General features: G+C 72.5%; 12 protein-coding genes. 7 read left to right on the top strand and 5 right to left on the bottom strand.

Annotated features, from left to right (window positions below; translation table 11 throughout):
- Positions 1-19 precede the first annotated feature (19 nt).
- Together AC1DDU_RS13485 and AC1DDU_RS13480 are read left to right on the top strand one after the other, a co-directional pair.
- Positions 20-1303: a hypothetical protein gene (locus tag AC1DDU_RS13485; RefSeq protein ID WP_477434905.1), complete on the top strand. Its 1284-nt coding sequence runs from the start codon at positions 20-22 to the stop codon at positions 1301-1303.
- Between the two features lie 88 nt (positions 1304-1391).
- A complete protein-coding gene (locus AC1DDU_RS13480) occupies positions 1392-1982 on the top strand; it encodes a YdcF family protein (RefSeq protein WP_477434903.1) in 591 nt (196 codons plus the stop codon).
- 14 nt (positions 1983-1996) lie between these two features.
- On the opposite strand, the gene ispG is transcribed toward AC1DDU_RS13480, so the two are convergent.
- Positions 1997-3148: a flavodoxin-dependent (E)-4-hydroxy-3-methylbut-2-enyl-diphosphate synthase gene (gene ispG, locus AC1DDU_RS13475; protein ID WP_477434901.1), complete on the bottom strand. Its 1152-nt coding sequence runs from the start codon at positions 3146-3148 to the stop codon at positions 1997-1999.
- 297 nt (positions 3149-3445) lie between these two features.
- On the opposite strand from ispG, the gene AC1DDU_RS13470 reads away from it, so the two are divergent.
- A complete protein-coding gene (locus AC1DDU_RS13470; protein ID WP_477434899.1) occupies positions 3446-5398 on the top strand; it encodes an anthranilate synthase family protein in 1953 nt (650 codons plus the stop codon).
- Between the two features lie 26 nt (positions 5399-5424).
- Here the strand turns inward: AC1DDU_RS13470 and AC1DDU_RS13465 are convergent, their stop codons facing one another.
- From AC1DDU_RS13465 to AC1DDU_RS13455, 3 genes are all read right to left on the bottom strand, one after another.
- Entirely contained in the window at positions 5425-6663 is a 1239-nt protein-coding gene (locus AC1DDU_RS13465; protein ID WP_477434898.1) for an RNA polymerase sigma factor, read from the bottom strand.
- A 14-nt stretch (positions 6664-6677) separates the two neighbouring features.
- Entirely contained in the window at positions 6678-7046 is a 369-nt protein-coding gene (locus AC1DDU_RS13460; protein WP_477434896.1) for a YciI family protein, read from the bottom strand.
- Positions 7047-7154: 108 nt separating this feature from the next.
- Positions 7155-8456, bottom strand: a complete 1302-nt coding sequence (locus AC1DDU_RS13455) for a M50 family metallopeptidase (protein ID WP_477434894.1) — start codon at positions 8454-8456, stop codon at positions 7155-7157.
- Positions 8457-8563: 107 nt separating this feature from the next.
- On the opposite strand from AC1DDU_RS13455, the gene AC1DDU_RS13450 reads away from it, so the two are divergent.
- The 3 genes from AC1DDU_RS13450 (at position 8564) to AC1DDU_RS13440 (ending at position 11815) form a co-directional block, all read left to right on the top strand.
- Positions 8564-9127, top strand: a complete 564-nt coding sequence (locus tag AC1DDU_RS13450) for a hypothetical protein (protein WP_477434892.1) — start codon at positions 8564-8566, stop codon at positions 9125-9127.
- A gap of 137 nt (positions 9128-9264) precedes the next feature.
- Entirely contained in the window at positions 9265-9966 is a 702-nt protein-coding gene (locus tag AC1DDU_RS13445; RefSeq protein WP_477434890.1) for a YcnI family copper-binding membrane protein, read from the top strand.
- Between the two features lie 184 nt (positions 9967-10150).
- Positions 10151-11815: a Mur ligase family protein gene (locus AC1DDU_RS13440; protein WP_477434888.1), complete on the top strand. Its 1665-nt coding sequence runs from the start codon at positions 10151-10153 to the stop codon at positions 11813-11815.
- Here AC1DDU_RS13440 and AC1DDU_RS13435 read toward each other — a convergent pair whose 3' ends face one another.
- Positions 11816-12589: an IclR family transcriptional regulator gene (locus tag AC1DDU_RS13435; protein ID WP_477434886.1), complete on the bottom strand. Its 774-nt coding sequence runs from the start codon at positions 12587-12589 to the stop codon at positions 11816-11818.
- 145 nt (positions 12590-12734) lie between these two features.
- Here AC1DDU_RS13435 and AC1DDU_RS13430 point away from each other — a divergent pair, with 145 nt between their 5' ends.
- Entirely contained in the window at positions 12735-13499 is a 765-nt protein-coding gene (locus AC1DDU_RS13430; protein ID WP_477434884.1) for an MIP/aquaporin family protein, read from the top strand.
- Positions 13500-13504: the final 5 nt, after the last annotated feature.

The following is a 13504-nucleotide window of genomic DNA, read 5'->3' as shown; positions in this document are numbered from 1 at the left end:
GGACGGATCGGAGGAACGGATGCCGCTCTCGGCCCCGCGCGCCCGCCTGACCATCTGCGCCCTCGCCCTCGCGGGGTTCCTCGCGGCGGTCCCGGCCTCCGCGCAGGCCGTCGCCGCCGGAGAGGTGGGCGTCTTCCCGACGTGGAGCGTATCCGGTTCGTCGGGCGCCTTCGCCGCGACGCCGACCTTCGCCGCCTCGGCCGGTTTCCCTGGCACCACGGTGACCTCGACGGGGTCGACCCTGGCTGCGCCCTCCGGTGTGACCGCGTTCCTCGGCGCAGGGACCGATTTCGGCGCCGAGTACGGCTCCACCCGGTCGCAGCCGTACCTCACCCTGGCGCCGGCAGGCACCGGCAACTCGACCACGACCATCTCGTTCGACGCCGCGCCTCCGGCGGGCTGGGGGTTCGCCCTCGGCGACATCGACGCCGACTGGGCGTTCATCGAGGCGTTCTCGGGCCCTGGGCTGACCGGGCCGCTCCCTTTCACCGCGCTCGGGTTCCAGTCGGCCGGCAACTACTGCGCAACGACCCCTCGGCCCGGCGCGTGCGCGAGCGGCCCGTACACGGATGCGCCGGTCTGGGTCACCGCGAACGAGACCTTCGACGGGATCAACTACGTCCCCGGCACGCTCCGGGGCAACAGCCTTCCCGGCGCGCCTGCCGCGGGGCGCGACACGGCGGGAGCGTACGGGTGGTTCCAGCCCGACGCCGCGGTGCGCAGCATCCGCATCACCTTCGGCATCCGCGACGGATTCCCCACCGCGCAGCTGTGGCTCGCGAGCCCGGCGCCGAAGGTGATCATCACGGGGACGGTCACCACGCCCGACCCGCCTGCCGGGACCGTCGCGCCGCCGGGTACCGTCGTCCAGATCGAGCAGCCCAACGGCGAGCCCGTGCTCGGCATCGACGACACGCCCCTCACCATCCCCGTCGACCCCACCACCGGCACGTACACCGTCGAGCTGGAACAGTCCGACGCCGGGTATCAGGCGGTCGTGATCGTTCCACCGGGGTACGTCGAGCCCGCGCCGATCGCCCTTCCAGGTCTCCCCGACGATCCCCAGACGCTCACGGCGACCGCACCGACGGTCGTGGTCCAACCCGAAGCAGCCGTCCCGCCGGTCGCTCCCGGCCCCGCCGCGCCTCCCCTCCCGCCGGGGCCTCAGCTCGCCGCTTCGGGGCCCGACTCGGCTGCGTGGCCGCTCCTCGCCGCCGCCGGGGCTCTCATCGCGGGCGGGGCCGCGCTGAGCGTGGCCGCCCGGCGAGCATCGCGAACCGCGCTCGTCCGTCCGCGCCACTGAGACGCCGCGGCTCCCGAGTGCGGGGGCTCCGCTCGCGAATGCCGGGTCCGACCGGGGCGTACATCGTCTCTGCGCCTAGGGTCGAGGAGTGCGCCGCCTCGCCCTCCCCCTGACTCTCCTCGCCGTCGCCGGTGGCGTGCTCGCGTGGGCCGAGTACGTGGACTGGCGTGCATCCCGCCGCCGGCTCGGCGGACCCGCGCGCCCCGGCTGCTCCGAGGCGGTCGTGGTGCTGGGCTATCGCGATCACGGCGAGCGCGCCAACTTCGTCAACCGCTACCGCGTGCGCGTCGGCCTCCGATCGCGGAGCCCGCAGGCCCGTGAGAGCGTGCTCGTGCTGTGCGGGGGCACCGTCGCCGGCGACGTGCCGGAGGCGGAACTCATGGCCAGGTACGCCCGCGAACGCGGCTACGCCGGACCGATCCGGCTGGATCTCGACAGCACGACGACCGAGGAGAACATCCGCAACGCGATCCCGCTGATCGAGGATGCCGAGACCATCAAGATCGTCTCGCACTCCCCGCACGCCGAGGTGGGCCGCGAGTACCTGTGGGAGCTGCGCCCCGACCTCGCCGCGCGTCTCGTCCGCGCGGACGATCACCGATTCGGCGAGGCGCCGCTGCTCAAGGTGGCCGCGGCGATCAAGGCGACGCGCTACCGCGCCCGTCTTCGGCGAGCCTGAATCGCCCCGGCCCGTCAGGACGTGACGACCTGCGCGGTGCCGAGGGGGGCGTCCGGTCCCATCTCATCGGCGATGCGGTTCGCCTCTTCGATGAGCGTGGCCACGATCTCGGACTCGGGGACCGTCTTGATGACCTGCCCCTTCACGAAGATCTGGCCCTTGCCGTTGCCCGACGCGACGCCGAGGTCGGCTTCGCGGGCCTCGCCGGGGCCGTTCACGACGCAGCCCATGACCGCGACGCGCAGCGGCACGGTCATGTCCTTGAGTCCCTCGGTGACGTTGTCGGCGAGCGTGTAGACGTCGACCTGCGCACGGCCGCACGACGGGCAGGAGACGATCTCGAGTTTGCGCTCGCGCAGGTTCAGCGACTGCAGGATCTGGTGGCCCACCTTGACCTCTTCGGCCGGCGGCGCCGACAGCGACACGCGGATGGTGTCGCCGATGCCCTCGGCGAGCAGGATGCCGAAGGCCGTCGCCGACTTGATCGTGCCCTGGAAGGCTGGCCCGGCCTCGGTGACGCCGAGGTGCAGCGGCCAGTCGCCCCGCTCGGCGAGCAGCCGGTAGGCCTTCACCATGACGATCGGGTCGTTGTGCTTGACCGAGATCTTGAAGTCGTGGAAGTCGTGCTCCTCGAAGAGCGATGCCTCCCACACGGCGCTCTCGACGAGCGCCTCGGGCGTCGCCTTGCCGTACTTCTCGAGCAGCCGCTTGTCGAGCGAGCCGGCGTTGACGCCGATGCGCAGCGACACCCCGGCGGCCTTGGCCGCGGCGGCGATCGCGCCCACCTGGTCGTCGAACTTGCGGATGTTGCCCGGGTTCACGCGCACGGCGCCGCAGCCGGCGTCGATGGCCTGGAAGACGTACTTCGGCTGGAAGTGGATGTCGGCGATCACCGGGATCTGGCTCTTCGCGGCGATGATGTGCAGCACGTCGGCGTCGTCCTGCGAAGGAACAGCGACGCGCACGATCTCGCAGCCGGAGGCGGTGAGCTCGGCGATCTGCTGCAACGTCGCGTTGATGTTCGTCGTCGGCGTCGTCGTCATCGACTGGACGCTCACGGGAGCGTCGCCGCCCACCAGCACCTTGCCCACCTTGATCTGGCGGCTCTTGCGGCGGGGGGCGAGCGTTTCGGGGACCTTGGGCATCCCGAGATTCACGGCTGGCACGCCCCCAGCCTACGCGCGGCGGCGGGGGGCGGGCTGCGGGAAGGCCGAGCGGATGCCGAGGGCCGCGGCATCCGCTCTCCTTCCGGTGCACGCGAACCCCAGGCGCCGGCGCGTCATGGGGCCGGAGGCGGCCCGTGCGGTCTGCTATCGTGACCGCATGCTCGCGAACCGCTCCTGGTGGCCCGCCTTCTAGGCGGTGTGTTCGCGTTTCCTGCACAGACCGCCCCCGGGGCGGTCTTCTTGTCTGCGCGTGCATGACACCGGGGCCCCGCCCCGACAGACACGGAAGGCCCATCGATGACCGAGGTCGGTCCCCGAGCCGCTGATCTGCTCGCCTCGCTGCACGACGAGGCGACGCCCTCGTCCGGCATCCCCCCGTTCGCGCTCATCGCGCGCGACGAGAGCACCGTCGAGGTGCTCACCGGAGACGTCGTCGACGTCGACCTGCTCGCCGACATCCCGCTCGTCGACGAGGCGGGCGCGCCGCGCGAAGTGCTGGCGCTGGTGCCGTTCCGGCAGGTGCGCGAGCGTGGGTTCGAGTGCCACGACGACGCAGCGCCGCTGCGCTGCCTCATCGTCGCCGACCGTGCGACGCTCCCCCGCGACGAGGTGCTCGCCCTGCTGCCGACAGCGCCCGTCACCCTCGACGACGCCGGCTTCGACATCGCCGACGAGGACTACGCCGACATCGTGCGGCGCGTCATCGCCGACGAGATCGGACGCGGCGAGGGCGCCAACTTCGTCATCCGCCGCGACTTCACGGCGGGCGTGGCGACGGATGCCGTGACCGCCGCGCTCACCTGGTTCCGGGCGCTGCTGTCGCAGGAGCGCGGGGCGTACTGGACGTTCGCGGTGGTCACGCCCGGCCACGTCGCCGTCGGCGCGAGCCCCGAGGCGCACGTCAGCGCGCGCGACGGCGTGGTGACCATGAACCCGATCTCGGGCACGTTCCGCCACCCCGCCGGCGGCGCGACCGCCGAGACCCTCAGCGAGTTCCTGCGCTCCACCAAGGAGACCGAGGAGCTGTTCATGGTCGTCGACGAGGAGCTCAAGATGATGAGCGCCGTCTGCTCCGACGGCGGCCGCATCACCGGGCCGCACCTGAAGGAGATGTCGCGGCTCACCCACACCGAGTACGTGCTGCGGGGGCGCAGCAGGCTGGACCCGCGCGACATCCTGCGGGAGACGATGTTCGCGCCCACCGTGACCGGCTCGCCCATGCAGAACGCCTGCACCGTCATCTCGCGCCACGAGACGACGCCGCGCGGCTACTACTCGGGCGTCGCGGCACTCTTCACGCCTCGGGTGACGCTGTCGGCGGGCGAGGCGACGCACGACCTCGACGCGCCGATCCTCATCCGCACCGCCTACCTCCAGGACGGCCGGCTGCGCGTCCCGGTGGGCGCCACGCTCGTGCGCCACTCCGACCCGTACGGCGAGGTCGGCGAGACGCACGGCAAGGCCGCTGGCGTGCTCGGCGCGATCGGCGCCGTGCCGCGCGACGCGGCTGCCGAGTCGGCGAGGGACGCCATCGACGAGGACGCCCCGACCTCGGCCCCGCGCCTGCTCGCCGACGATCCCGAGATCGCCGCACTGCTGGCCTCGCGCAACTCCCGGCTGGCGGAGTTCTGGCTCAACCCGCAGGGCACCGGCGAGCCCGGACCGTTCGCGGGCCGTTCGGCACTCGTGGTCGACGCCGAGGACCGCTTCACCACGATGCTCGCCCACCAGCTGCGTCACCTCGGACTGGACGCCGAGATCGTGCCGTGGAGCGAGGTCACCGACGCGCAGATCGACGACGCCGAGCTGCTGGTGTCCGGCCCCGGCCCCGGCGACCCGCGGGATGCGGCGAGCCCGCGCATCCGCCGCATGCGCGAGGTCGTCGCGCGCCGCCGCGACGCCGGGCGCCCGATCCTCGCGGTGTGCCTCAGCCACCAGATCCTCGCCGACACCTTCGGCATCGGCCTGGCGCCGCTGGACGCGCCCCACCAGGGACTGCAGAAGTCGGTGGACGTGTTCGGGATGCTGGCATCCATCGGCTTCTACAACACCTTCACGGCCCGCGTCCCGGCGGGGACGACGCGCGTGGGCGAGGCGGAGGTCGCGGCCGATGCCGCCGGAGACGTGTACGCGCTGCGCGGACCGGGCTTCGCCTCGGTGCAGGGGCACCTGGAGTCGATCCTGTCGCGCGACGGCATGACGACGCTGGAGCGCCTGGTCACGCAGGCCCTCTCCCCCGTCCCCGCCTGATCCTCCGGCAGGACGGATGCCGCGGCTCAGCGTGCGGCGCGCGCAGCGAGCAGGCGCCGCTCGGCCTCGTTCGCGGTGAGCTCCAGCGCCCTCAGGTCGGCGGCGAGGGCTTCGTCATCGCGGCCGAGGTCGCGCAGCATCGCCGCGCGCACGGCGTGCCACAGGTGCGAGCGCGCCAGCGCCTGCTCGAGCGCGTCGACCTCGACGAGCGCCGCCGCGGCGCCGTCGATGCGGGCGAGCGCGACCGCGCGGTTGAGGCGCACCACGGGCGAGCGGTCGTACGCCAGCAGCATGTCGTAGAGCGTCAGCACCTGCAGCCAGTCCGTGGAGGCCGCGTCCGCGGCATCCGCGTGGCACGCCGCGATCGCCGCCTGCAGCTGCCACCGCCCGGGGCGGCGCAGACGTGCGGCCCGTCCCAGCGCGTCGCGTGCGCCGGCGAGGAGCGCGGCATCCCATCGTGACCGGTCCTGGTCGGCCAGCAGCACGAGTTCGCCGTCCACGGACCGTGCCGATTCGCGCGCGCGATGGAACCGCAGCAGCGCCAGCAGTCCCCACGCCTCGGCCTCCCGTGGCAGGGCGACCGCGATGACACGGGCCAGCCACAGCGCGTCATCGGCCAGGTCGCGGTCGGCGGCGGCGTCCGCCCCCGCCACGAAATGCGCCTCGCTGTACATGACCGACACGATCGTGAGCACCAGGTCCAGCCGCGCGGCGGCATCCGCGCCCTCCGGCACGCGCAGCGGGATGCCGCTGTCGGCGATCTTGCGCTTGGCTCGCGAGATCCGCTGCCCCGTCGCCGACTCGGTCGAGAACGTGGCCCGCGCGATCTGCGCCGTGGTCAGGCCGCACACCGCGCGAAGGGTCAGTGCGAGCTGGGACTCCGGCGCGAGCGCCGGGTGGCAGCACCCGAACAGCAGCGGAAGACGTTCGTCCGCCGCGGCGACGCCGTCCCCGGCGGACGGCGGGCCGAGCAGCGCCACCTTGTCGCGCAGCACGCGCTCGCGCCGGACCCGGTCGAGGGCATTGTGCCGCGCCGCCTGCGTGAGCCAGGCGCCGGGCTTGGGCGGGATGCCGCGCACCTGCCACTCGCGCAGCGCCTCCTCCACCGCCTGCGCGACGGCCTCCTCCGCGACGTCGAAGCTGCCGAACGACACGGTGAGCGCCGCCGTGATGCGGGCCGACTCCTCGCGCACGACGGCGGCGAGCAGGCGATCGGATGCCGTGCCCCCGGCGCGCCCGGAGCGGTCCGGGTCGGCCGGGGACACGGCATCCGGCTCTGTCACTGGTCGAACTGGCTGTAGTCGACGACCATCGGCCGGATCTCGACGGCGACGCCGGGGAACTCGAACGACGGCCAGGTCTTCACGAGCGCGATCGCCGCGTCGAGGTCGGGCACGTCGATGATGCTGAACCCGCCGACGACCTCCTTGGCCTCCGAGAACGGCCCGTCGGCGACGATCGGCCCGTCCTCGCCGGAGCGGACGGTCGTCGCGGTGCTGACCGGGTGCAGCTCCGCACCCGAGTCGTCGATCTGGTCGGCGTTGGTGCCGAACCACTCGTAGATGCGCCCGTAGACCTCCTGACGGCGCTCCTCGGGAACCGCGGCGTCGAGCTCAGGGGTCGAGGTGAACATGATCACGTACTTCACGGTGTCGTCCTTCCGTCAGTGGAACCGTTTCACCCCCTCAGCGAACGGGCAAGACCGATTTCGACAGGCCTGACGGAATTCCTCCCGCAGCGGCGCGGGAGCCCGCGATCAGAAGAGCTGGACGGGGTTGACGATGTCGGCGATCACCAGCACCGCTCCCATGGCGATGAGCGCGATCACGACGACGAAGGTCACCGGCACGAGCTTGGTCGCGTCGACCGGCTTCGGCGGCGGACGGCGGAACAGCTTCGCCCACGCCCGCTTCAGCCCGTCCCACAGCGCGACGGCGACGTGGCCGCCGTCCAACGGCAGCAGCGGGATCAGGTTGAAGACGAACAGCGCGATGTTCAGCGACGCCAGCAGCGAAAGGAAGCCGGCGACCCGGTTGAGCACGGGCGAGTCCGCGGCCGCGACCTCTCCCGACAACCGGCCCGCGCCCACGATGCTGAGCGGCCCGTTGGGGTCCCGCTCGCCGCCGGTCACGAGGCTCACCCCGGTGTCCCACACCTTCGCGGGCAGCTGCCAGATGATGCCGGCGACCGCGCCGACGTTCTGCAGCGCCAGCTGGGGGCCGGTCCAGATCGGCTGCGACACGAACTCCGAGGTCGGGCCGATGCCGACGAAGCCGACCTCCTGGGTCGTGGTCGTGCCGTCCGCCGAGGTCACTTCGGTCTTGATCGTCGCCGGGGTCACCGTGAGGGTCTGCTCCGCGCCGTCCCTCTCGATCACGAAGGTGAGCTGCTCGCCGGGCGAAGCGTGGATGATCGCCGACGCCTCGGCGAAGTCCGCGACCGGCTCGCCGTCGATAGACACGATGGTGTCGCCGGGCCGGATGCCGGCGGCTTCGGCAGGGGTCTGCGGGTCGGAGGGCGCGCACTGGCTCGTCGACGTCGACGGCACGCACTCCGACAGACGGGCGACGGTGGTGGTCGCCGTCTGCACGCCGATCCCGGTGGCGAGGATCGCGAACAGCACCACGGCGAACAGGAGGTTCATGAACGGCCCGCCGAGCATCACGACGATGCGCTTCCATACGGGCAGGCGGTAGAAGACGCGGGCGTCGTCGTCGCCCTCGAGCGTCTGGTCGTTCGCGTCGCGTGCGTCCTGCACCATCGTGGCGAAGAAACCGCCGCCGGCACGCCCGGCCCTGCTGCTCCTGCTCATCGCGGGCGAGGGCGGATACATTCCGGCCATGGAGATGTAGCCGCCGAGCGGGATCGCCTTGAACCCGTACTCGGTCTCGCCGATGCGGCGGGACCAGAGCGTCGGGCCGAACCCGATCATGTACTGACCGACGCGCACACCGAACTTCTTGGCCGGCCACAGGTGGCCGAGCTCGTGCAGCGCGATCGAGACGGCGAGGCCCACGACCATGAGCACGACGCCGATGACGAACGCGAGGACATCCACACGTTCACGGTACCCGCGCCAGGCTTTGAGTTGGGTGTGACCGCTCGTGCCGTCGTCCTGCGGGACGGGGTCCTCACCTCCCGTTACGCTCGACCCGAGGAGGAGCCGTGACCCCACGCCACGTGCGCGCGCTGCGCGGCACCGGTGCCGCGTGGATCGCGACCGTCGCCGCCGCCACGGCGCACACCCTCGCCGGCGGGGGCGCCCCGTCGCCCGCGTTCGTCGCGGCGGTCGGCATCCTCGCAGCGCCCTTCGCGGTCCTGCTCGTCGGGCGGCGGCTGTCCGCATGGCGCGTCGCCGCGACGGTGCTCGCGAGCCAGACGCTCTTCCACGCCGCCTTCGCGATCACGGCCGACGCCGACCCCGCCGCACAGCACGGGCACCACGTGACGGACCTCGGGGGCGCCGGCGGCGCTGTCGTCCTCCCCGACGCCCCCATGCTCGCCGGTCACCTGCTCGCCGCGATCGCCACGGTCGCCGCGCTGTACGGCGGAGAGCGGATGCTGCGCGCCCTGGGCCGCGGCATCCGTTCGCTGTTCACGCATGCACGCGACCTCGCTCCGCGCCCGCCGATGCCGCGGCTCGTCGTTCCCGACACCGCCCCCGTCCGTGCCGCGCTCGCCACGGCGCTGTCCGACCTGTCGAGGCGCGGACCGCCCGCAGTCGTCTGAGCGGCGCACCTCGCGCCGCGACCCTCGCCGGCCCCGCCCCAGACGCGGCCGGGTTCTCCTGCGTGCGCGCGCTCCGCGGCCACGCCTCGATCGGCGCTGCCCGCGCCGACGAACGACCACACAGACGAAAGACGATCATGACCTTCACCGCATCCCGCTCCTCCCGCGCCCGCCGCATCGCGATCGGCGCCACCGCCGGCATCGCCCTGGCGATCGGAGCACCGCTGGCGGCCTCCGCCCATGTCCACGTCGACCCCGGCACCGCATCGGCCGGCGGCACCAGCACGCTGACCTTCTCGTTCTCGCACGGCTGCGACGAATCCCCCACGTCCGCCCTCGCGATCGACATCCCGGAGGGGGTCGGCAACGCGACGCCCGTCGTGCAGGGCGGCTGGACGATCACCCGCGATCTCGGGGCCGACGGAGTGCCGACCCGCGTCGTGTTCACCCCCGACGCGCCGATCGAGAACGGGTTGAAGGCCGCCGTCTCGATGGACGTGCTGTTCACCGAGGCGACCGCCGACACGTCGGTCGCGTTCCCCGTGACGCAGACGTGCGTCGTCGGCGAGACGGCGTGGACCCAGATCGCCGAGAACGGCGAGGACGAGCACGACCTCGACAGCCCGGCCCCGGTCGTGGCGGTGGGCGCCATCGCCGACGAGGCCGCAGCAGACGACGACCACGCCGACCACGCCGGCGGAGAGGCCGACGCGGACGCCGAGGACACGGCATCCGCCCCCGCTGCCGACCCTGTCGCGCGCTGGCTCGCCGCCGGCGGCCTCGCTGCGGGGATCGCGGCACTGGTGGTCGTGCTCGTGCGCGGTCGGCGCAGGGCCTGATCCACCGATCCGGCACTCCCGACCGGACCGGCGCACGCGACGACACGTCACGGTGCGCCGGCCGAGCACGGAAGCGGACGGACGTCCTGGACCCGAGGGGTCGTCCAGGACGTCCGTCCTCCCGCGCCGCGGGCGCCTCGGGCCGCGGGCGACTGGTCGGGCGCCATGCGAAGATGGATGCGCCATGCCGACCGACGCGCCTTCGAACCTGCCCCCGGTACTCCGCCCCGACGCGCCGCCGACCCACTACCTCGCGGACCTCGCGGCGCGCTTCGCCGTCGACGTCCGCGGTGAGGTCGCGGGTGTCGCCCTGACGGGAGTCACCCTCGCCACCGCCGACCTGCGCCCTGGCGACGTCTTCGTCGCCGTGCAGGGCGTGAACCGCCACGGCGCGGAGTTCGCCGCGGCGGCCGCCGAGAAGGGCGCCGTCGCGGTGGTGACGGATGCCGCCGGAGCCGACGTCGCCGCCGCGAGCGGCCTGCCCGTGATCCTGGTGGACGACCCGCGCGGACTGCTGGGCGACCTGTCGGCCTGGGTGTACAGCACCGGCCGCGACGACCACCTGCCGACGCTCTTCGGCACCACCGGCACCAACGGCAAGACCAGTGTGTCGCACCTGCTCGAGGGCATCCTCGGCCAGCTCGGCGTGACCACCGGCCTGTCCTCCACGGCCGAGCGCCACATCGCCGGGCAGATCATCGTGTCGCGGCTGACGACGCCCGAGGCGTACGAGATGCACGCCCTTCTCGCCCTCATGCGCGAGCGCGGTGTGGAGGCCGTCGCGGTCGAGGTGAGCGCGCAGGCGCTGAGCCGCCGTCGCGTCGACGGCATCGTGTTCGACGTCGCGGGCTTCACGAACCTCACCCACGACCACCTCGACGACTACGCCGACATGCGCGAGTACTTCGAGGCGAAGCTGCCGCTGTTCCGCGCCGACCGCTCGCGCCGCGCCGTGGTGTGCATCGACTCCGAGAACGGCGCCGAGGTCGTCTCGCGCAGCGAGGTGCCGACCGTCACGGTCGGCACGCCCGCGCTCGCGTCCGATCCTGAGGCCGCGGCCGCCGCCGACTGGGTCGTCGAGATCCTGGACGAGCGCCCGGTGGGCACCGAGTTCCGCCTCACCGCCCGCGACGGCCGTACGCTCACGACCCTGGTCCCGGTGATCGGCCGGCACATGGCCGCCAACGCGGGCCTCGCGATCGTCATGATCCTCGAGGGCGGCTACTCCTGGGACCGCCTCGTCGCGGCGCTGGACGGCAGCCGCATCGACGCGTACCTGCCCGGCCGCACCGAGCTCGTCTCGGGCGAGACCGGCCCCGCCGTGTACGTCGACTTCGGTCACTCCCCCGACGCCTTCGAGAAGACGCTGGCGGCCGTCCGCCGCGTCACCCCCGGCAAGGTGGTGATGCTGTTCGGCGCGGACGGCGACCGCGACGCCACCAAGCGGCACGACATGGGCCGCACCGGTGTGGTCGGCAGCGACATCCTCGTCATCACCGACCACCACCCGCGCCACGAGGATCCCGATTCGATCCGCGCCACGCTCCTCGAGGGAGCCCGCCGCGAGCAGCCGGATGCCGAGATCCTCGAGTTCTCGCCGCCCGAGCGCGCCATCGTCGAGGCCGTGGCGCTCGTCGGCGACGGCGACGCGATCCTGTGGGCAGGACCGGGACACCAGGACTACCGCGACATCCGCGGCGTCCGCACGCCCTACTCGGCCCGGGAACTGGCGCGCCGGGCCCTGCGGGACGCGGGCTGGCCCGTGCCCGAGCCCCACTGGCCGGTGCCCTACCCGGAGGACGAGACTCCGGCATCCGATCCCCTGCGTCCGGCCTTCCCCGACGCCTGATCAGGCTTCGTCGGCGCGCGGCGCGACCGGAGGCGGCCATGTGGTCGCCCCGAGCTCGCGCGAGATGTTGCGTGCGGTCTCGCGCAGGTCGTTGAGCACGGTGTCACCCGGCGGATACTCCGACGAGGGCATCACGACGGCCACCGCGGCGACCACCTGACCCGACCGGTCGGCGACCGGGGCGGCGATCGACGATTCGCCGAGCACCGCTTCGTCCTCCTCGTGCGCGATGCCGCGCTCGACGACCTGCGCGAGCTGCACGGCCATGCTGGCGGCATCGGTGACCGTCGAGCCGGTGAGGCTGCGCAGCGGCGACGCGAGCAGCGGTTCGGCCAGATTGGGGTCGAAGGCCAGGAGCACCTTGCCGAGCGCCGAGGCGTGGGCCGGGATCGTCACGCCGATCTCGGGCATCTGCTCCGACCCGTCGGGACGCCGGTTGTGATGGATGACGATCACCTCGTCGAACAGCGGCACGCCCAGTCGCGTGGCCAGCCCCGTCCGGCGCGCGAGCTCGGCGGTCCAGCGCATGGCGCGGGCGCGCACGTCGAGCGTGTCGAGGTAGACGTTGGAGAGCTTCAGCAGTGCGGGACCGAGCATGTAGCGGTTCGTCCCGGGTTCCTTGGCGACGAGACCGTGCTGCTGCAGCGACTTGACGAGTCCGTGGACGGTCGACGGCGGAAGGTCGAGGATCGCCGACAGCTCGGTGATCCCGAGGTGTCGTGCGCCCTGCAGACTCGCGAGGATGCGAGCCGCCCGGTCGATGGACTGGATCATCCGCGCCCCCTTCACTGCGATCGCGTCGTGAGTGAACCCTACTGCATTCACGTATTGATGCTTGACACGACAGTTTTGTCGCGACATATTCGACATTATCGAATGCACTTCGATTCAGAGTCCCTTCAGTTCAAAGGAGAACGTCATGGACGACGAGAACAAGCTGTGGCAGAAACTGGCCGCGGAGTTCCTCGGCACCGCCTTCCTCGTGTTCGTCGGCGTCGGCTCGGTGCCGGCGCTGGCGCTCGCCCGCGGCGACGCGCCCTTCACCGGCGCCGATCTCGGGTTCATCTCGCTGTCGTTCGCGTTCATCGTCGTGGTGACGGTGTACGTCTTCGGCTACGTCTCGGGCAACCACATCAACCCGGCCGTCACGCTGGGCCTGGCGGTGACCCGCAAGTTCCCGTGGTCGATGGTGCTCCCCTACATCGCCGCGCAGGTGCTGGGAGCGATCGCCGGCGCAGGGCTCATCATCGCCGTCATGGGCCAGGCTGCGAGCGACCTCGGTCTCGGCGTGGCCGCATACGGACCAGACACCCCGTGGGGGCAGGCGTTCGTCGCCGAGTTCGTCGGCACGTTCCTGCTCGTGTTCGCGGTGTTCGGTGTCATCTACCGCAAGGCCGCCCCCGGCTGGGCGGGCCTGGCGATCGGCCTCGTGGTCTTCGCCGCGATCATCCCGGTCGCACCGGTCACCGGGGCGTCCATCAACCCCGCTCGCACGATCGGCCCGATGCTCGTGCAGCAGCTCGCCGGCGGCACGGTGGCGTGGGAGCAGCTGCCGGTCTACCTCACCGCCGAGATCCTCGGCGGCATCGTGGCCGCGCTCCTGTTCGGCGTGGTCGCCCACACCGCGGTCGACCGCGCGCTCGCGGCACCGGTGGCGGCCGCCGTCGAGACCCCGGCATCCTGAACCCG

The sequence above is a fragment of the Microbacterium sp. 05T445 genome (genome assembly GCF_056395865.1).
This window is presented reverse-complemented; position numbering and strand designations above follow the sequence as displayed.